Raw genomic sequence first — 18762 nt, 5'->3', positions numbered from 1 at the left:
GGAGGCGTCATGGGCATCTTCAACACCCGTTTCACCGAGACCTTCGGCGTCGAGCACCCGATCATGCAGGGCGGCATGCAGTGGGTGGGGCGCGCCGAGCTGGCCGCGGCGGTGGCCAACGCCGGCGGCCTGGCGACGCTGTCGGCGCTGACGCAGCCGAGCCCGGAGGCGCTGGCCGGGGAGATCGCGCGCTGCCGCGAGCTGACCGACAAGCCCTTCGGCGTCAACCTGACGCTGCTGCCGACGCAGAAGCCGGTGCCCTACGCCGAATACCGCGCGGCGATCATCGAGGCCGGCATCGGCGTCGTCGAGACCGCCGGCAACAACCCCGGCGAGCACATCGCCGAGCTGCGCCGGCATGGCGTCAAGGTGATCCACAAGTGCACCTCGCTGCGCCATGCGCTCAAGGCCGAGCAACTGGGCGTGGACGCGGTGTCCATCGACGGCTTCGAGTGCGCCGGCCACCCAGGCGAGGATGACATCCCCGGGCTGGTGCTGATCCCGGTCGCGGCCAACCGCCTGCGGGTGCCGATCATCGCTTCCGGCGGTTTCGCCGACGGCCGCGGGCTGGTGGCGGCGCTGGCGCTGGGGGCGGACGCGATCAACATGGGCACGCGCTTCCTCAGCACCCGCGAATGCCCGATCCATCCGCAGGTGAAGGCGGCCATCCGCGCCGCCGACGAGCGTTCCACCGACCTCATCATGCGCAGTCTGCGCAACACCGCGCGGGTGGCGCGCAACGCGGTGAGCCAGGAAGTGCGGGCGATCGAGGCGCGCGGCGGCGCCACCTACGCCGACATCGCCGCGCTGGTCAGCGGCCAGCGCGGGCGCGGCGTCTACGAGCAGGGCGACACCGACCTGGGCATCTGGTCGGCCGGCATGGTCCAGGGCCTGATCGATGACGAGCCAAGTTGCGCCGAGCTGCTGCGCGGCATCGTCGAACAGGCCCGCACCCTGGTGCGCCAGCGCCTGGAGGGCATGCTCGCCGACTGACCGCCATCCCCCACGCGGCGCCGCAGGAGGGCGCCGCCTCACCTCACCGAACGAAGAGACAACAACAATGAAAAATCTTCCCGCACGGGCGTTGGCCTCGGTCGCCGCCTGCCTGCCGTTCTGCGCCCAGGCCGACTTCATCGGCGACAGCAAGGCCAGCCTGGAACTGCGCAACTTCTACTTCAACCGCGATTATCGCCAGGCCGGCGCCAGCCAGTCCTACTCGGAGGAGTGGGCCCAGGGCTTCCTGCTGCGCTACGAGTCCGGCTACACCGAGGGCAGCATTGGCGTGGGCCTGGACGCCCTGGGCCTGCTCGGGCTCAAGCTCGACTCCAGCCCGGACCGCTCCGGCTCCGGCCTGCTGCCGTACTCGGCCGGCGAGCGCCGCGCCGCCGACGACTATTCCGACCTGGGCCTGACCGCCAAGCTGCGCGCCTCCAACAGCACGCTGAAGATCGGCACCCTGACGCCCAAGCTGCCGGTGGTGCAGTACAACGACACCCGCCTGCACCCGCAGACCTTCCAGGGCGGCTTGGCAGAAATCAACGAGATCGACGGCCTGGCCGTGCAACTCGGCCAGTTGCGCCAGGTGAAGCAGCGCGACTCCACCAACGCCGAGGACCTGAGCATCACCCGCGGCAACAAGCGCAACATCCTGCCCGGGCGGCACAGCGCCAGCGACCGCTTCAACCTGGCCGGCGGCACTTACCGCTGGAACGAGAACCTGAGCACCAGCTACCACTACGGCAACCTGGAGGACTTCTACCGCCAGCACTACCTGGGCCTGGTGCACCTGCTACCGATCGCCAAGGACCAGTCGCTGAAGTCCGACATCCGCTGGGCGCGCTCCACCGACGAGGGCGGCAGCAACGTCGACAACCGCGCGCTCAACGCCCTGTTCACCTACCGCCTGGGCGGCCATGGCTTCGGCCTGGGCTACCAGCGCATGTCCGGCGACACCGGCTACGCCTACCTGGCCGGCACCGACCCGTACCTGACCAACTTCGTGCAGATCGGCGACTTCGCCAACAAGGACGAGCGCTCCTGGCAGCTGCGCTACGACTTCGACTTCGCCGCCGTCGGCCTGCCCGGGCTGACCTTCATGACGCGCTACCTGCGCGGCGACAACATCGACCTGCTCGATGGCCGGGGCAACGGCAAGGAATGGGAACGCGACACCGACATCGGCTACGTGGTGCAGAGCGGGGCGCTGAAGAACCTGGGCCTGAAGGTGCGCAACGGCAGTTTCCGCAGCGACTTCGGCAACGACGTGGACGAAACCCGCGTCATCATTAGTTACACATTGCCGCTCTGGTAAAGGCGATGCGGCCCGCGCCAAGAGGGGGCGGGCCGCCGGGGGAAGGGTTCAGATGCCCATGTTGGCCAGGCTCTGCATGATCGAGCGCAGGGTGCCGGCGAGGGTCGGGTGGCTGACCTCGAAGCGCTCCACCGCCAGGTTGACGCCATCCAGCAGGCTGTCGTCGGCGAGGGCTTCCTCGTTGGCCAGTTGCAGTTCGATGTCTTCTATCAGCGTCTCCAGCTCCCCGCGCTGCTCTTCGCTCAGCGGCGGCTGCTGTTCCAACTGGTCGCGCAGTCGCTGCAGTTCTTCACGCAGTTGACGTGTCGGCATGGTGGTTTCCTTCTGCGGTGGCTACCCAGGATGGACCGCCGCGCGGCGGCGAAAAATCCATCTCCATGCCACACAGCTTAACCCGCCGAACGCAACCGTGTCTGATGCCCGTCAATGCGCAGCAGGCGCTCCAGCAGCGGGAAGAAGTGCGCGAGCTCCGGGGTGCGCATGGCCGGGTCCTTGCCCAGGTCGTCCAGGCGCCGCAGGGTGATGGCGTCCTGGGCGTAGGGGGCGCTGAGGAAGGCGCTGGCGCCGCGCTCGTCGAAGGGCCCGCCCTGCAGCGCCAGGCTGTGCCGCGAGGCCGGCGACAGGCCGGCGTGGTAGGCGGCGTCCACCGCGCACAGGTAGCGCTTGGCGGCCACGTGCAGGCGGACCGGTTGCCACACCGATTCGGGCAGCAGCTCGCGCAGCAGCTTGGCGCCGACTTCCTCGTGGCGCAGGTCGCGGGCCTCGATCTCGTCGGGGTTCTCGTAGAGGTGGCCGATGTCGTGCAGCAGCGCGGCGATCACCAGGGCGTCGGAGCAGCCGGCGCGCTCGGCCAGGGTGGCGCATTGCAGGGCGTGCTCGGCCTGGCTCACCGATTCGCCGTAGGGCTCGGCGCCGTGGCTGGCGAAGCGTTCGGCCAGCTCGTCGAGGAAGGCGTGGCGGGCGCGGTTCATGGTTTTTCTCCTTTGGCGCGGCGGCTGGCGATGTCCAGCAGGCAGGAATCCAACTCGCCCAGGTGGTCGATGACCGAGTGCACGCCCAGGCGGTACAGGCCGAAGGTCGCCTGGGCGCGGCGCAGGTCGCGCTGGGGGCCGTCCAGCGCCTCCCAGTCGCGCATCGACAGGCCGCACAGCGGGCCGCTGGCGGCCAGGCCGATGGTCCACAGCCCGGCATTGAGGCCGGCCTGGAGCAGCCGTGGCTGGCTGCTCACCAGCACGCAGCCGTCCAGCTGCGGGGTGCCCAGCTCCATCAGCGCGCGCCAGCAGGCGTCCGGCGCCGGCCAGGGCCGCCCGGCGTGGGCGATGCCGCTGTCCAGGGCGCCGTCGAGGGCGGCGGCCAGGCGTTCGCTGGCCGGCTCCGGCAGTTCCTCCAGCCAGGCGCAGGGCACGCCCTGGCGGTTCAGCTGGTGCAGGGCGGGCAGGGCTTCGGCGATGGGTTCGGCATGGGCGTCGGCGGCTTCGGCCAGGCGTTTGCGGAAGCGCGCGACCTCATCGGCGCTGGGCAGGCGGCCGAGCACATGGCCCAGGGCCTGCTGCGGAGCCAGGGTGGCGGCCTCGGCGAGGCGTTCCTGCGGGCAGTCCGGGCAGCTCTGCTGCAGGGCGCGGGGCAGGGTGCGGGCGCCGAAGTCCACCAGGTCGCCGGCGAGTCCGAAGAGCAGGGAAGTGAAGCGGGGCAGGTCGGCGGCAGTCGAGGCGGGCATGGCGGGGTGTCTGGACAATGGTCTAGGCCAGACTAGACGCGCATTGTGACGATCCGGTGAAGCCGGTCTGCGCGCGGGTCCGCTGCCTTTATAATGTCGCGCCTTTCGCTGGAGAGCCCGCCATGGCGGCCTGGCCGCGAAGCTGCCGGGCGAGCCGGGGCAGTTCCTCGAACGCCCGTGCCTCCCTGTAACCGTAGGAGCGGACTCTGCCCGCGATTCGGGCTTCCAGTAGCGTAGGGCGAATAACCGTTCGCGGTTATCCGCCGCCTCACCTTTCTCATCGACCCTGCCTCGGTCGATCCGGGGGAATGCGTGACCAGCGCCAGGCTCGACACCGAGCGGGCCGGTAACCAAGGTCAAACGGCGGATAACGCCATAGGCGTTATGCGCCCTACGGATTTCCAGAGAACTTTGGGGGCTGGGCTCAAGAGCGCCCTCACCCCAGCCCTCTCCCGGAGGGAGAGGGGGCCATTCGTGCCACCGGGGCATCCGGCGTGGCCGGTGAACCAATCGCGGACGAAGTCCGCTCCTACGCCGGTGCTTCCAGTAGCGTAGGGCGAATAACCGTTCGCGGTTATCCGCCGCCTCACCTTTCTCATCGACCCTGCCTCGGTCGGTCCGGGGGAATGCGCGACCAGCGCCAGGCTCGACACCGAGCGGGCCGGTAACCAAGGTCAAACGGCGGATAACGCCGTAGGCGTTATGCGCCCTACGGATTTCCAGGGAGCTTTGGGTGCTGGCCCAGCACCGCAGCCCCTGGCAAACACCGTTCGCGAGCAAGCTCGCTCCTACGAAGAGCCTTCCGAGGCAGTCGGCAAGAGCGTCGCATCGGCACAAAAGCTGGCTCTTGGCTATCGTGAGGGGGAGGGCGGCGCTTCCGGACGCGCGCCGGGTGCGAAGGCGTTAGAAACAATCCGATGTCTGCAAATCGAACTTGGAACTATATACTGCGCAGCGGTTCGAGGCCGCGGCGGCGGCCTCATGAGACTTTCAAAGGAGAAACCCGATGCGCCCACACGGCGTCAACTGGATGCAGCGCACCGCTCGCCTGCTGGCCGGAGCCAGCCTGGCCATGCTCCCCTTCCTGGCCCAGGCCGCGAGCGAGGACGACCCCTGGGAGAGCGTCAACCGCCCGATCTTCGTGTTCAACGACACCCTCGACACCTATGCGCTGAAGCCCCTGGCGCAGGGCTACCAGAAGGTGACGCCGAATTTCGTGCAGGACGGCATCCACAACTTCTTCAGCAACATCGGCGACGTGCGCAACCTGGCCAACGACCTGCTGCAAGGCAAGCTCGAGCACGCCGGCGTCGACACCAGCCGCCTGCTGTTCAACACCACCTTCGGCCTGGCCGGCTTCATCGACGTGGCCACCCGCATGGGCCTGCAGCGCAACGACGAGGACTTCGGCCAGACCCTCGGCTACTGGGGCGTGGGCAGCGGCCCGTACGTGATGCTGCCGCTGCTGGGCCCGAGCACCCTGCGCGACGCGCCGTCGAAGATCCCGGACGCCTATACCGGCATGTACCCGTACATCGACGACGTGTCCGTGCGCAACAGCATCCGCGCCGTGGACGTGGTCGACACCCGCGCCGACCTGCTCAGGTCCGAGAAGCTGATTTCCGGCGACAAGTACACCTTCATCCGCAACGCCTACCTGCAGAACCGCGAGTTCAAGGTCAAGGACGGCCAGGTCGAAGACGACTTCTGACACGCCCGCCACCCATCCGCCCCGGGGCTGCCGCAAGCGCGCCGAGCCGCCGTCTTGAACCCGGGGGCGGATGGGAGTAGTGTCTGCGCCTTGTCGCACCCGACCCGCGCCGTTTTCATTGCCATGCGCGCCCACTCCACCACCTCCGGCGCCGTTTGCCTGGACAACCCATGCACAAACCCAGTGCCACGCTGCTGATCATCGATGACGACGAGGCCGTTCGCGAAAGCCTCGCGGCCTACCTGGAAGACAGTGGTTTCAAAGTCCTGCAGGCGACCAACGGCCAGCAGGGCCTGCAGGTCTTCCAGCACGAACTGCCCGACCTGGTCATCTGTGACCTGCGCATGCCGCAGATGGACGGCCTGGAGCTGATCCGCCGGGTCAGCGAGATGGCGGTGGAAACGCCGGTCATCGTGCTTTCCGGGGCCGGGGTGATGAGCGACGTGGTCGAGGCCCTGCGCCTGGGCGCCGCGGACTACCTGATCAAGCCCCTGGAAGACCTGGCCGTGCTGGAGCACTCGGTGCGCCGCGCCCTGGACCGCGCCTACCTGCGTTCGGAGAACCGCCGCTACCGCGAGAAGCTGGAAGCCGCCAACCGCGAACTGCAGGCCAGCCTGAACCTGCTGCAGGAAGACCAGAACGCCGGGCGCCAGGTGCAGATGAACATGCTGCCGGTGACGCCCTGGGAAGCCGAGGGGCTGAAGTTCGCCCACCAGATCATCCCGTCGCTGTACCTGTCCGGCGACTTCGTCGACTACTTCCGCGTCGACGAGCGGCGCATCGGCTTCTACCTGGCCGACGTCTCCGGCCATGGCGCCTCCTCGGCGTTCGTGACCGTGCTGCTGAAGTTCATGACCACCCGCCTGCTGTACGAGTCGCGGCGCGCGGGCACGCTGCCCGAGTTCAAGCCCTCCGAGGTGCTCGGGCACATCAACCGCGGGTTGATCAACACCAAGCTGGGCAAGCACGTGACCATGCTTGGCGGGGTGATCGACCTGGAAACCGATCGCCTGACCTACAGCATCGGTGGCCACCTGCCGCTGCCGGTACTCTATGTCGACGGCGAAGCACGCTACCTCGAGGGCCGCGGCCTGCCCGTGGGCCTGTTCGAGGACGCCACCTACGACGACCGGACCATGGACCTGCCCAGGTCCTTCAGCCTGTCGTTGTTCTCCGACGGCATACTGGATGTGCTGCCCGGGGCTACATTGAAAGAAAAGGAGACGGCCCTGCCCGAGCAGGTCGTCGCCGCCGGCGGGACGCTGGACGGCCTGCGCCAGGTCTTCGGACTGGCCAAGTTGTCCGAGATGCCGGATGATATCGCCTTGCTGGTGTTGAGCAGGAACCTTGCATGAGTACCGGTAAAATCCAGTTCGCCGAGCAGGATGGCTCATTCGTCCTGAAGTTCGTGGGCGAAGTCCGACTGACCCTGTGTTCGGCGCTGGATGCCACCATTGAAAAAATCTTCGCCGCGTTGAATTTCACGGCGATCATCATCGATCTCACGGAAACCCAGAGCATCGACAGCACCACCCTGGGCCTGCTGGCCAAGCTGTCGATCCTCTCGCGGCAGAAGGTGGGGCTGTTGCCGACCCTGGTGACCACCAATCCGGACATCACCCGGTTGCTGCAGTCCATGGGCTTCGACCAGGTGTTCAACATCGTCGACCGGCCCATCCCCTGCACGGACTGCCTCACCGACCTGCCGCCCCAGGACCAGTCCGAGGACGTGGTGCGCAGCAAGGTGCTGGAGGCCCACCGCATCCTCATGGGCCTGAACGAGTCCAACCGTGAAGCCTTCCACGACCTGGTGAGTGCCCTCGAGCACCACTGATCCGCGCGAAGCCCGTCGATAGATAGAACGCAAACCGGCGCCCTGGGGCGCCGGTTCGTTTTGCTGCGCGTGGGTTTCAGCGGCCGCCGAGCAGGGCTTCCAGCTTCTCCTGGTCGCGGGCGAACAGGCGGATGCCCTCAGCCAGCTTCTCGGTGGCCATGGCGTCCTCGTTCATCTGCCAGCGGAAGGCGCTCTCGTCCAGCACCTGGCGCGCCTCGCCGCCGCCGGGTTGCAGGGTGCGCGGCAGTTCGCCCTGGGCGTCGGCCAACTGCTGCAGCAGGTCGGGGCTGATGGTCAGGCGGTCGCAGCCGGCCAGTTGCTCGATCTGCCCGAGGTTGCGGAAGCTCGCGCCCATCACCACGGTGCGGTAGCCATTGGCCTTGTAATAGCGGTAGATGCGCGACACTGACTGCACGCCCGGGTCCTCGGCGCCGACGTAGTCGCGGGCGTTGGCCTTCTTGTACCAGTCGTAGATGCGGCCGACGAAGGGCGAGATGAGGAACACCCCGGCGTCGGCGCAGGCCGCGGCCTGGGCGAAGGAGAACAGCAGGGTGAGGTTGGTCTGGATGCCGTCGCGCTCCAGCTGTTCGGCGGCGCGGATGCCTTCCCAGGTGGAGGCGATCTTGATCAGCACGCGATCCTTGCCGACGCCTTGCTCGTCGTACAGCTCGACCAGCCGGCGGGCGCGGGCCAGGGTGTCCTCGGTGTCGAAGGACAGGCGGGCGTCCACTTCGGTGGAGACGCGACCGGGAATGACCCCGAGGATGTCCTTGCCCACCGCCACGGCGAAGCGGTCGCAGGCAAGGCCGGCGTCGCCGCCGCTGGCCGCGGTGGCGCGGGCCAGGTGCTCGGCGTAGCGGGGCAGGGCGGCGGCCTTGAGCAGCAGCGAGGGGTTGGTGGTGGCATCCACCGGCTTCAGGCGGGCAATGGCGTCGAAATCACCAGTATCGGCGACGACGGTGGTGTACTGCTTCAGTTGTTCCAGCTTGGAGGTCATGGCAGGTCTTCCGAGTGCGATCCCCATGACCTTACCCGAGCGCAACCCCGCGCTCAACGGGACCTAGCGGCCTGCGAGAAGTTCGATGGCCTGGTCGAGCACCCGCAGCGGATCGGCGGCCTTGTGCACGTCCACCGAAAGCAGTTGGCGGAAGCGCCGGGCACCGGGGAAACCCTGGCCAAGGCCGAGCACGTGACGCGTCACATGGTGCATGGCGCCGCCCTCGGCGATGTGCCGCTGGATGTACGGGCGCATCCGCGCCAGGGCCTCGGCGCGGCTGATCGCCGGGGCATCGGCGCCGTACAGAGCGGCGTCCACCTGGGCCAGCAGGTAGGGGTTGTGGTACGCCTCGCGGCCGAGCATCACGCCGTCGAAGGTGCGCAGGTGCTCCTGGCATTCGGCCAGGGTCTTGATGCCGCCGTTGAGGACGATCTCCAGGTCCGGAAAATCCCGCTTGAGCTGCGCCGCCACCTCGTAGCGCAGCGGCGGAACCTCGCGGTTCTCCTTGGGCGAAAGCCCTTCGAGGATGGCAATGCGCGCATGCACGGTGAAGCTGCGGCAGCCGGCCTCGCGCACCTGGCCGACGAAGTCGCACAGCTCGGCATAGCTGTCGCGCCCGTTGATGCCGATGCGGTGCTTGACCGTGACCGGAATGGAAACCGCCTCGCGCATGGCCAGGACGCACTCGGCCACCAGCGCCGGATGGGCCATCAGACAGGCGCCGATCATATTGTGCTGCACCCGGTCGCTGGGGCAGCCGACGTTCAGGTTGACCTCGTCGTAACCCGCCGCCTCCGCCAGCTTCGCCGCCGCCGCCAGCTCGGCCGGCACGCTGCCGCCCAGCTGCAGCGCCAGCGGGTGCTCGCACTCGTCATGGCGCAGGAAGCGCGCGGCATCGCCATGCAGCAAGGCCCCGGTGGTGACCATCTCGGTGTAGAGCAGGGCATGGCTCGACAGCTGGCGCAGGAAGAACCGGCAGTGGCGGTCGGTCCAGTCCATCATGGGCGCCACGGAGAAACGGCGGGAGGGCTCGGGGCGCGCGATTGCTGGCGTGGTGGGCGATTCTGGAGGCATCTCGGTGGATCGTGTTCCGCTGCGTTTCGGGGCGTTTCCGCTTGTGCCTGACGCTTCGCCGGTGCCGGGTATCCGGTCAGCCTGGCTGATCGTTGGCAAGCGGAAACGCAAGGATGGAACCGTCGCTCATGCGGTACGGATCAGGATCATGGGCGACGGCCGGTAATTCTATCAGGAATCCCTGGCCGTCGATCGCCGGCAGGCGGCCGGAGCCTGGGCCCGCGCGCCGACGCCGGCCACCTGTCCGGCGTCGTCGTTCTACTGCGGCCTTACAGGCGCAGGAGGCCGATACCGCCCTCGATGCTGAACCGCGTGCCATAGGGCTGCGACAGCCGTGCAAAGCGTTCGAGGATGGCGCGGCCATGTTCGCCTTCGGCCAGGCGCGGGCGCCCGCGGCGATGAATGGCCTCGCCCAGGCCCAGGCTGACCGGGTGCAGCTCGATGGCCTGCAGGCGGCCGCCGTCGAAGCGGCAGACCGGCACCAGGGTTTCCCAGAAGCGCGCGTCCGCGGGGAAGCTGCGGGTGTCGTTGCGGGTGCGCTGCTGGAAGACCTTGGAGGGCGTCTGCTCGCGATCGACGCGGAACTGCTCGTAGCTATCCACCGGCAGGCGCTCCACCAATTCGTTCTGGCCGATGAAGTTGCCCAGGCTGTAGAAGATCGGCTTGCCGTTGTAGATCTCCATGCCGCGCAGCAGGTGCGGGCCGTGGCCGACCACGATGTCGACGCCGGCGTCGATCATCCGCCGCGCCACCGGCTGGAGGAATTCCGCCGGGGTTTCCAGGTCCCACTCGCCCTCGGCGTTGTAGCCCAGCTCGTGGGCGTGGATGCTCAGCACCACCACGTCGGCCATCACCCGCGCCTCCTCGACCCAGCGCAGGATGTCGTCGACGTCCTTCTTGCGCGGCGTGGTGCGCAGGCGCGTCTGCTGGCCCTCGCGGAACAGCACCGGGGTGAAGGGGCCGAACACCGCCAGCGACGGGTGCGGCAGCGGGTGGGCGAAACCCAGGTCCACCGCGCCCTGGTACAGGCGGTCCAGGCCGAGGCCGGCGATCAGCTCGCGCACCTGGGCCATCTGCGCCGGGGTCACTTCGTGCACGGTGTCGAAGCGCAGTGGGTTCAGGCCCGGGCGGCCGGGCATGTCGCGGCTCTGGTCGCTGGCTTCCTGGCCCTTGCCGAAGGTGGCGCTGCAGGCGAGCAGGGCCACGCTGCCCGCCGGGCGCGTGCAATAGACCGGGCGCCGCGCCTCTTCCAGGTTGCGCCCGGTGCCGGCGTAGAGCAGTTCGCGCTGGCGCAACTGCCGGTGCATGGCGTGCAGGCCGGAGATGCTGTAGTCCAGCGCGTGGTTGTTGGCGGTGGAGAACAGGTCGAAGCCGCCCGCCACCAGCTCGTCGAGAATCCAGGCCGGGGCGCCGAAGTGCGAGCCGCCGCTTTCCAGGGCCGGGTCGCCGGCGAAGTCGTTGGGCAGCACTTCCAGGTTGGTGAAGCTGACGTCCGCGCTGCGGATCAGGTCGAACAGCGGGCGCAGGGTCGCGTCCTCGAGGCTGTTCAGGCGGCGCTGCAGGATGCTGTCGCCGGTCAACGCAATCTTCATGCTCGTCCCCATGGGCTGCCAGGTTGGATGGCGCGGACTATAGGGCAAGGCGCGCCGCGTACCGGCTGAATCCTGCTTATCCCGATAGCCGCTGGTTATCGGCGCCGTGGGGGCGCTTTTGGCTATGGGCATAAGTTTTTTTCAGAGGCCAGCCGTGTGACGCGGCTCTTACTATGCGACCGCCTCCCGGGTCGCCGTGTTCTTCATGGCGCCGGGCAGTGCGGGAAGCCCCCGGGCTCCCCCCTTGAAGCACGTTCCTGGCGGAGAACAGCATGAAAAGAACAAGAACCGAAGGTGCGTCCCTGCGGCCGCGGAAACTGGCATTGGCGGTCGGCATGGCCCTGGGCGGCGCGCTGCCGGCCCACGCGGCAACCTTCAACATCGGGGAGATCGAGGGGCGTTTCGACTCCAGCCTGTCCATCGGCGCCAGCTGGGCCATGGACAACCCGGACAAGAAATTCATCGGCAGCCGCAACGGCGGCAGCGCCTCCAGCGCCACCTCCGACGACAACCGGCTGAACTTCAAGAAGGGCGAGGCCTTCTCCAAGCTGTTCAAGGGCGTGCACGACCTCGAGCTGAAGTACCAGGACACCGGCGTGTTCCTGCGCGGCAAGTACTGGTACGACTTCGAGCTCAAGGACGGCCACCAGCACCTCTACGACATCGACGACAGCGGCCGCGACCAGGCCGCGCGCTCCTCCGGCGCCCAACTGCTCGACGCCTTCGTCTACCACAACTACAGCGTCCGCGACCTGCCCGGCAGCGTGCGCCTGGGCAAGCAGGTGGTGAGCTGGGGCGAGAGCACCTTCATCCAGAACGGCATCAACAGCATCAACCCGGTGGACGTCTCGGCCCTGCGCCGGCCCGGCTCGGAGGTCAAGGAAGCGCTGATCCCGGTGCCGATGTTCTATTTCAACCAGGGCATCGTCGAGAACCTGTCGCTGGAAGCCTTCTACCAGCTGAAATGGGAAAAGACCGTGGTGGACAACTGCGGCACCTTCTTCGGCAGCGATATCGTCGCCCAGGGTTGCGACACGGGCATGGCGATCAACGGCAGCGACTTCGACCGCGACATCGACGGCACCGGCGTGCGGGGCGGCTATGGCTACGTGCCGCGGCTGGGCGACAAGGATGCCCGCGACGGCGGCCAGTTCGGCGTGGCCCTGCACTGGATGGCCGAGTCGCTGAACGACACCGAGTTCGGCCTCTACGCCATGAACTACCACAGCCGTACGCCCTACAGCAGCTGGATCGTCGGCAAGGGCGCGCTGGCCGATCCGGTCGGCGGGCTGTTCGGCCAGGGCGGGCGCAGCACCGCGCGCTACTTCCTGACCTACCCCGAAGACATCCGCCTGTACGGCCTGAGCTTCAACACCACGGTGGGCACCGCGGCGCTCTCCGGCGAAATCAGCTACCGGCCGAACATGCCGCTGGGGCTCAACGGCACCGACATTTCCGCCGCCGCCACTCTCGGCGCGGCATCGACCAACCCGGCGGTCAACGCCGGCCTGCCGATCTTCGCCAGCGGCTGGGCCGACTCGGCCTACGGTTCGCTGATCCAGGGCTACCAGCGCAAGCCGGTGACCCAGGCGCAGGTCACCCTGACCAACACCTTCGACAACCTGCCGCTGGTGCGCGCCGACCGCCTGACCCTGGTCGGCGAGGTCGGCTTCACCCACGTCAGCGATCTCGGCCCCACCGACGGCAGCGCCCTGCGTTTCGGCCGCAGCAGCGTCTATGGCAACGGCGAGCTGGGCGCGGCGGGCAGTTCCTCGCTGCTGGGCCTTGCGGGCAACGCGCTGTGCACCGGGGTGGTCAACACCGCCAACCCCGGCGAGTGCAACAGCCACGGCTTCTACACCGGCAATTCCTGGGGCTACCGCCTGCGCGGCCAGCTCGAATACAACGACATGATCGGCGGCGTGACGCTCAAGCCGAACCTGTCGTTCGCCCACGACGTGCAGGGCTACGGCCCGACCTTCAGCGAAGGCGAGAAGGCCCTGAGCATCGGCCTGGACGGCGAATACCTGAGCAAATACACCGCCAGCATCAGCTACACCGACTACTTCGGCGGCGACTACAACACCAACACCGACCGCGACTTCCTCGCCGTCAGCCTGGGCGTCAGCTTCTGACGCCCCCCGGAGGACCCACCATGCAGCACAAGCTCCTGCTCAAGGCCGGCTGCCTCAGCCTCGGTCTGCTCGCCGGCCAGGTCATGGCCGCCGTCTCCGCCGACCAGGTCGCGCGCCTGGGCGCCGACCTGACCCCCATGGGCGCCGAGAAGGCCGGCAACGCCGATGGCAGCATCCCGGCCTGGACCGGCGGCCTCGCCACCAACGCCGGCGCCCTGGATGCCGCAGGCTTCCTCGCCGACCCCTACGCCGGCGAGAAGCCGCTGTTCACCATCACCGCGCAGAACGCCGAGCAGTACAAGGCGAAGCTGACCCCCGGCCAGCTGGCGATGTTCAAGCGCTTCCCGGACAGCTACCGCATCCCGGTCTACCCCAGCCACCGCAGCGCCGCCTACCCGGCCGAAGTGCTCGCCGCGGTGAAGGCCAACGCCGGCGCCACCCATCTCGCCGAGGGCGGCAACGGCCTGGAGAACTTCAAGGTCTCGATTCCCTTCCCGATCCCGCAGAACGGCCTGGAGGCGATCTGGAACCACGTCACCCGCTACCGCGGCAAGACCATGCTGCGCACCACCGCGCAGATGAACCCGCAGAGCAACGGCGACTACACCATCAGCTACATGAAGGAGCAGTTCGCCTTCCCCTTCGGGCTGAAGGACTACGACCCGGCGAAGATGGACAACATCCTCTACTACTTCCGCCAGGAGATTCTCTCGCCGCCGCGCCGCGCCGGCAGCGTGATGCTGGTGCTGGAGACCATCGACCAGGTCAAGGAACCGCGCATGGCCTGGATGTACAACGCCGGCCAGCGCCGCGTGCGCCGCGCCCCGCAGGTGGCCTACGACAGCCCCGGCGCCGAAGGCATGCGCACCTACGACGATTTCGACATGTTCAACGGCTCGCCCGACCGCTACGACTGGAAGCTGCTGGGCAAGCAGGAGCTGTACATCCCCTACAACAGCTTCGCCCTGGACTCGCCCAAGGCGAAGTACGCCGACATCGTCAAGCCGGGCCACCTGAACCCCGACTACACCCGCTACGAACTGCACCGCGTGTGGCACGTGGAGGCGACCCTGAAGCCGGGCCAGCGCCACGTCTACAGCAAGCGCGACCTGTACATCGACGAAGACAGCTGGCAGATCGCCGAGGCCGACGCCTACGACGGCCGCGGCAACCTCTGGCGCGTTTCCGAGGGCCACGCGCGGCCGTTCTACGACCAGCAGTTCACCTGGCTGACCGCCGAGACCCACTACGACGTGGTGTCCGGGCGCTACACGGTGTCGGGCCTGCGCAACGAGGAGAAGGGCGCGTACCGCTTCGACCTCGAGTCCACCAGCAATGACTTCACTCCCAGCGCCTTGCGTGCTACCGGGATTCGTTGAGTCGACAGAGCAACTCCATCGATGTTCTCTTTGTGGGCGGCCGGATGGCCGCCTTTTTTTCGGGGGTATTTACAGGGGGAGTTTGCTGGTGAATTGGGTGTTTTGGGGGGGAAGAGCACCCTCTCCCCAGCCCTCTCCCTGAAGGGAGAGGGGGCTTGTCCGTGCCGAGAGGGCGGTTGGCTTCAGTCGGCAACTTTCGGTGTTGCCGGCTGACTCCAGAGCACCAGCGTCTGCCCAACGGTCCCCTCTCCCTTCAGGGAGAGGGTTAGGGAGAGGGAACGGACTAGACCCTTACACCTTCCCCACCAGCAGACCCCCACGCCCAACCCAATGCCCCACCAGCCACGACCAACCACTCACCCGGGAATCCAGCGCTTTTTACAATTGGCCGCTGCCTTCCCACGCTATTTTTGCTTTACCTTGCGCGGTACAAGTCGAATAGAGCGGTCGTAGCCCCATCATGAAGTTGCATCAACTGCGCGCCCTGGTCGCCATCTGCGAGAGTGGCAGCATCCAGGAGGCCTCGCGCCTGCTGCATATCTCGCAGCCGGCCCTGTCCAAGAGCATCAAGGAACTCGAAGCCGAACTGGGCGTGCCCCTGCTGTTGCGCTCCAACCGTGGCATCACCGCCACCGAATATGGCGAGCGCCTGGTGCGCCGCGCGCGGCTGGTGGTGGAGGAGGTGCGCCGCGCGCGTGACGAGATCGAGACGCTCAAGGGCGCCATGGACGGCCGCGTGGCCATTGGCGTGTCGCCGGTCACGCCCAGCCAGCAGTTCGCCAACTGCCTGCTGCGCTACCGCAAGCGTTTCCCCAAGGTGCAATTGCAGATCAACGAACTGCGCCCGGCCAAGTTGCTGGAGGGCCTGCGCGAAGGCCAACTGGACCTGGCGCTGACCTCGCAGCCGGCCTCGCGCAACATCGACGGCTTCCTCTGGCAGGAGCTCTACGCCCAGCCCACCACCCTGGCGGTGCGCAAGGGCCATCCGCTGCGCGCGGCCGGGTCGCTGCACGAACTGCTCGACCAGGAGTGGCTGATCCCAGATTCCCTCGACGTTTCCCTGGCCGGGGAGATGTTCCGCGAGCATCGGGTGGAACCGCCGCAACGCATCATCGAGTGCGCCTCGGTAGTGCTCTACGCGGAACTGGCGGCCAACACCGACGCGGTGAGCTTCTGGTCGCGGCGGGTGTTCGACCTGCCGGTGGTCTCCAGCACCCTGGAGCCGCTGAACATCGCCGAGCGCGTGCCGGGCACCGACATCTCGCTGGTCTCGCGGCCGCCCGAGCTGATGACCCGCGAGGCGCAGACGCTGGTCGACGAGCTGGTCTACGCCTTCAAGGGCCCGCACCTGCAAAAGCCCGCCGGCTGACATAACCAGCCTGGATAAGCATGTGCAGAGGTCATTATTCAGCCCGCCATGGCTGAGGCATGCTGCCGGCCGTCGTCATTACAACAAGGACCAGGGCCATGAGCCAGGCCAGCCCCGAGCCGCTTGCGCGCATCCAGCACTGGCAGGATGAGTTCGCCGCCATCCGCCGGCAGATCCACCAGCACCCCGAACTGGGCTTCGAGGAACGGCGCACCGCCGAACTGGTGGCCGGCTACCTGCGCCAGTGGGGCTACGCGGTGCACGAGGGCGTCGGCGGCACCGGCGTGGTCGGCGTGCTGCGCCAGGGCCAGGGCTCGCGCAGCATCGGCATCCGCGCCGACATGGACGCGCTGCCCATCGAGGAAGCCAGCGGCGTGCCCCATCGCAGCCGGGAGCAGGGCAAGATGCACGCCTGCGGGCATGACGGGCACACCGCCATCCTGCTCTGCGCGGCGCGCTACCTGGCGCAGACGCGCGCCTTCGACGGCACCCTGAACCTGATCTTCCAGCCCGCCGAGGAGACCCTCGGCGGCGCCGTGGCGATGATGGAGGACGGCCTCTTCGAGCGCTTCCCCTGCGATGCCGTATACGCCCTGCACAACGCGCCGGGCCTGCCGGTGGGCTGCTTCCTGACCCGCGAGGGGCCGCTCACCGCCTCCAGCGACCGCGCCACCATCCGCCTGCTCGGCGTCGGTGGCCACGGCGCCATGCCGCATTCGGCGAAGGACCCGGTGGTGGCCGCCGCCGAACTGGTGCTGGCGCTGCAGAGCATCGTCTCGCGCAATGTGCCCGCCAGCGAGGTCGCGGTGATCACCGTCGGCGCCATCCACGCCGGCGAGGCGGCCAACGTGATTCCCGAGCGGGCCGAACTGCGCCTGAGCGTCCGCGCCACCCGCCCGGAAGTGCGCCAGTTGCTTAAGCGGCGCATCGCCGAAGTCACCCAGGGGGTGGCGGCGGTACATGGCATCGAAGCGCAGCTGGACTACGAGGAGCTGGTGCCGGTGCTGGTCAACACCCCGGCCGAAACGCGCCTGCTGCGCCAGGTGGCGAGCGAGCTGGTGGGCCCGCAGCGGCTGCTGTCCGAGCCGCCGGCGGGCTTTCTCGGCAGCGAGGACTTCGCCTGGATGCTCGAACGCCGGCCGGGCTGCTACATCGCCCTGGGCAACGGCCAGAGCGGGCCGAGCGGCTGCATGGTGCACAACCCCGGCTACGACTTCAACGACGCGGCCATCCCCTTCGGCGCCAGCCTCTGGGTGCGCCTGGTCGAGACCTACCTGGCCGCCTGATGGCCAATGGAGCAACGATGCGCAACGCACGCCGTACCCTGGTGCTGGTCCTGCTGATGCTGGTGATGGTCATCAGCGTGATGGACAAGACCATCTTCGCCTTCGCCGGGGCGCAGATCATCGACGAGTTGAAGCTGACGCCGAGCGAGTTCGGTTTCATCGGCAGCGCCTTCTTCTTCCTCTACTCGATTTCCGGGGTGCTGGTGGGCTTCCTCGCCAACCGCTTTCCGACCCGCTGGATCCTCTTCGGCATGTCGCTGGTGTGGATGCTGGCGCAGCTGCTGGTCAGCTTCAGCAGCGGCTTCGCCGCGCTGGTGGCCAGCCGCCTGCTGCTGGGCGCCGGCACCGGGCCGGGCACGGCGGTGACCCAGCACGCGGTGTTCAAGTGGTTCGGCCCGCGCGAGCGGGTGCTGCCTGCGTCGCTGATCCAGGTGTCGATCATGCTCGGCGCGGTGCTCGGCGCGCTGACCCTGCCGCTGGCCATCCAGCATCTGGGCTGGCGCATGGCCTACCTGGCGCTGGCGCTCATCGGCCTGCTGTGGATGCTCGCCTGGCTGGCCTTCGGCCGCGAGGGTAGCCACGCCGAAGTGGACGGTAAAGAAAGCGGCCAGCGCCTGCCGTACCGGCGCCTGCTGCTCAACCGCACCTTCCTCTGGATCACCCTGCTGGGCTTCCTCGGCTACCTGCCCAACGCGCTGGTCTACAGCTGGGTGCCGGTGTACCTGCAGAAGGGGCTGGGCATGACGCCGCTGCAATCGGGCTACACGGTGATGGCGGCGACCCTCGGCGTGATCGTGTTCAACCTCGGCGTTTCGGCCTGGTCGCAGCGCCTGCTCAAGCGCGGCGTGCCGCTGCAGACCGCGCTGGTGCGCCTGCCGGTGGTCTGCGCGATCCTCGCCGGCGCGGCCTTCGTCGGCCTCGGCGGCTTCCACGGCAACCTGCCGGCGGTGATCGGCCTGTACCTGGCCGGCTGCGTGCTGATCAACCTGCTGCCGACCTTCTGCAACACCATAGTGGCGCACATCGCGCCGCCGGCGCAGCGCGGCTCCATGCTGGCCATCCACATCGGCGGCCTGACCAGCGCGGGCATGCTCGCGCCCTGGCTGATCGGCCAGTTGGTGGAGCACAAGGGCGGCAACATCGCCCAGGGCTTCGAGCTGGGCCTGGGCCTGATCGGCGCCGCGGTGATCCTCTGCGCGCTGCTCGGCCTGCGCCTGATCGCCCCCGAGCGCACCCGCCAGGCGCTGCACGGCAGCGCCGCCACGGACCTGCCCGCCACGGCATGAGCCGCGGTGGCCGCCCATGAGCCGGCCGCCGGCCCCCTGATCCCATCCCTTTCGCGCCTTCCGGGCGCGGG

At 68.1% G+C, this 18762-nt stretch carries 16 protein-coding genes; 10 read left to right on the top strand and 6 right to left on the bottom strand.

Annotation, left to right across the window (positions count from 1 at the left end; translation table 11 throughout):
• Window positions 1-9 precede the first annotated feature (9 nt).
• Complete coding sequence (locus PM1_RS19345; protein ID WP_009619146.1) at window positions 10-993, top strand: NADH:ubiquinone reductase; 984 nt, start codon at window positions 10-12, stop codon at window positions 991-993.
• A 67-nt stretch (window positions 994-1060) separates the two neighbouring features.
• Entirely contained in the window at window positions 1061-2311 is a 1251-nt protein-coding gene (locus PM1_RS19340; protein ID WP_009619148.1) for an OprD family porin, read from the top strand.
• 48 nt (window positions 2312-2359) lie between these two features.
• Here the strand turns inward: PM1_RS19340 and PM1_RS19335 are convergent, their stop codons facing one another.
• The 3 genes from PM1_RS19335 to PM1_RS19325 form a co-directional block, all read right to left on the bottom strand.
• On the bottom strand, window positions 2360-2623 hold the full coding sequence (locus PM1_RS19335) for a DUF4404 family protein (protein ID WP_009619150.1): 264 nt from the start codon (window positions 2621-2623) through the stop codon (window positions 2360-2362).
• 77 nt (window positions 2624-2700) lie between these two features.
• Complete coding sequence (locus PM1_RS19330; RefSeq protein WP_009619152.1) at window positions 2701-3282, bottom strand: phosphonate degradation HD-domain oxygenase; 582 nt, start codon at window positions 3280-3282, stop codon at window positions 2701-2703.
• Window positions 3279-4028: a phosphatase gene (locus PM1_RS19325; protein ID WP_009619154.1), complete on the bottom strand. Its 750-nt coding sequence runs from the start codon at window positions 4026-4028 to the stop codon at window positions 3279-3281. The genes PM1_RS19330 and PM1_RS19325 overlap by 4 nt, the downstream gene beginning before the upstream one ends.
• Before the next feature lie 1006 nt (window positions 4029-5034).
• Here PM1_RS19325 and PM1_RS19320 point away from each other — a divergent pair.
• The 3 genes from PM1_RS19320 (at window position 5035) to rssC (ending at window position 7573) form a co-directional block, all read left to right on the top strand.
• A complete protein-coding gene (locus PM1_RS19320) occupies window positions 5035-5739 on the top strand; it encodes an MlaA family lipoprotein (protein ID WP_009619156.1) in 705 nt (234 codons plus the stop codon).
• A 170-nt stretch (window positions 5740-5909) separates the two neighbouring features.
• Window positions 5910-7094 (top strand): two-component system response regulator RssB, encoded by a 1185-nt coding sequence (gene rssB, locus PM1_RS19315; RefSeq protein ID WP_009619157.1) that lies wholly within the window; start codon window positions 5910-5912, stop codon window positions 7092-7094.
• Window positions 7091-7573, top strand: coding sequence for an anti-sigma factor antagonist RssC (gene rssC, locus PM1_RS19310; RefSeq protein ID WP_009619158.1), 483 nt, complete (start codon window positions 7091-7093; stop codon window positions 7571-7573). Before rssB ends, rssC begins: the two co-directional genes overlap by 4 nt.
• A gap of 76 nt (window positions 7574-7649) precedes the next feature.
• Here the strand turns inward: rssC and tal are convergent, their stop codons facing one another.
• The 3 genes from tal to PM1_RS19295 form a co-directional block, all read right to left on the bottom strand.
• Window positions 7650-8570, bottom strand: a complete 921-nt coding sequence (gene tal / locus PM1_RS19305) for a transaldolase (protein WP_009619159.1) — start codon at window positions 8568-8570, stop codon at window positions 7650-7652.
• Between the two features lie 63 nt (window positions 8571-8633).
• Window positions 8634-9644 carry a tRNA dihydrouridine(20/20a) synthase DusA gene (gene dusA, locus PM1_RS19300; protein WP_024128306.1) on the bottom strand — a complete coding sequence of 337 codons (1011 nt, stop codon included), beginning with the start codon at window positions 9642-9644 and terminating at the stop codon, window positions 8634-8636.
• A gap of 269 nt (window positions 9645-9913) precedes the next feature.
• A complete protein-coding gene (locus PM1_RS19295; RefSeq protein WP_009619162.1) occupies window positions 9914-11236 on the bottom strand; it encodes a CapA family protein in 1323 nt (440 codons plus the stop codon).
• 272 nt (window positions 11237-11508) lie between these two features.
• On the opposite strand from PM1_RS19295, the gene PM1_RS19290 reads away from it, so the two are divergent.
• The 5 genes from PM1_RS19290 to PM1_RS19270 all read left to right on the top strand — a co-directional run bounded on the left by PM1_RS19290 (window position 11509) and on the right by PM1_RS19270 (window position 18691).
• A complete protein-coding gene (locus tag PM1_RS19290) occupies window positions 11509-13371 on the top strand; it encodes a DUF1302 domain-containing protein (protein WP_009619164.1) in 1863 nt (620 codons plus the stop codon).
• Between the two features lie 20 nt (window positions 13372-13391).
• A complete protein-coding gene (locus PM1_RS19285; protein WP_009619165.1) occupies window positions 13392-14750 on the top strand; it encodes a DUF1329 domain-containing protein in 1359 nt (452 codons plus the stop codon).
• A 460-nt stretch (window positions 14751-15210) separates the two neighbouring features.
• Window positions 15211-16119 (top strand): LysR substrate-binding domain-containing protein, encoded by a 909-nt coding sequence (locus PM1_RS19280; protein ID WP_009619166.1) that lies wholly within the window; start codon window positions 15211-15213, stop codon window positions 16117-16119.
• A gap of 98 nt (window positions 16120-16217) precedes the next feature.
• Complete coding sequence (locus tag PM1_RS19275; protein ID WP_009619167.1) at window positions 16218-17405, top strand: M20 aminoacylase family protein; 1188 nt, start codon at window positions 16218-16220, stop codon at window positions 17403-17405.
• 17 nt (window positions 17406-17422) lie between these two features.
• Window positions 17423-18691 (top strand): MFS transporter, encoded by a 1269-nt coding sequence (locus tag PM1_RS19270; RefSeq protein WP_009619168.1) that lies wholly within the window; start codon window positions 17423-17425, stop codon window positions 18689-18691.
• The last annotated feature ends 71 nt before the right edge of the window (window positions 18692-18762 follow it).

The sequence above is a fragment of the Pseudomonas sp. M1 genome (genome assembly GCF_022760135.1).
Lineage (GTDB): Bacteria > Pseudomonadota > Gammaproteobacteria > Pseudomonadales > Pseudomonadaceae > Pseudomonas > Pseudomonas citronellolis.
This window is presented reverse-complemented; position numbering and strand designations above follow the sequence as displayed.

Bases quoted from the DNA above. Each gene is read 5' to 3' on its own strand.
- PM1_RS19345 (WP_009619146.1), top strand. From the start codon at position 10: ATGGGCATCTTCAACACCCGTTTCACCGAGACCTTCGGCGTCGAGCAC.
- PM1_RS19340 (WP_009619148.1), top strand. From the start codon at position 1,061: ATGAAAAATCTTCCCGCACGGGCGTTGGCCTCGGTCGCCGCCTGCCTG.
- PM1_RS19335 (WP_009619150.1), bottom strand. From the start codon at position 2,623: ATGCCGACACGTCAACTGCGTGAAGAACTGCAGCGACTGCGCGACCAG.
- PM1_RS19330 (WP_009619152.1), bottom strand. From the start codon at position 3,282: ATGAACCGCGCCCGCCACGCCTTCCTCGACGAGCTGGCCGAACGCTTC.
- PM1_RS19325 (WP_009619154.1), bottom strand. From the start codon at position 4,028: ATGCCCGCCTCGACTGCCGCCGACCTGCCCCGCTTCACTTCCCTGCTC.
- PM1_RS19320 (WP_009619156.1), top strand. From the start codon at position 5,035: ATGCGCCCACACGGCGTCAACTGGATGCAGCGCACCGCTCGCCTGCTG.
- rssB (WP_009619157.1), top strand. From the start codon at position 5,910: ATGCACAAACCCAGTGCCACGCTGCTGATCATCGATGACGACGAGGCC.
- rssC (WP_009619158.1), top strand. From the start codon at position 7,091: ATGAGTACCGGTAAAATCCAGTTCGCCGAGCAGGATGGCTCATTCGTC.
- tal (WP_009619159.1), bottom strand. From the start codon at position 8,570: ATGACCTCCAAGCTGGAACAACTGAAGCAGTACACCACCGTCGTCGCC.
- dusA (WP_024128306.1), bottom strand. From the start codon at position 9,644: ATGCCTCCAGAATCGCCCACCACGCCAGCAATCGCGCGCCCCGAGCCC.
- PM1_RS19295 (WP_009619162.1), bottom strand. From the start codon at position 11,236: ATGAAGATTGCGTTGACCGGCGACAGCATCCTGCAGCGCCGCCTGAAC.
- PM1_RS19290 (WP_009619164.1), top strand. From the start codon at position 11,509: ATGAAAAGAACAAGAACCGAAGGTGCGTCCCTGCGGCCGCGGAAACTG.
- PM1_RS19285 (WP_009619165.1), top strand. From the start codon at position 13,392: ATGCAGCACAAGCTCCTGCTCAAGGCCGGCTGCCTCAGCCTCGGTCTG.
- PM1_RS19280 (WP_009619166.1), top strand. From the start codon at position 15,211: ATGAAGTTGCATCAACTGCGCGCCCTGGTCGCCATCTGCGAGAGTGGC.
- PM1_RS19275 (WP_009619167.1), top strand. From the start codon at position 16,218: ATGAGCCAGGCCAGCCCCGAGCCGCTTGCGCGCATCCAGCACTGGCAG.
- PM1_RS19270 (WP_009619168.1), top strand. From the start codon at position 17,423: ATGCGCAACGCACGCCGTACCCTGGTGCTGGTCCTGCTGATGCTGGTG.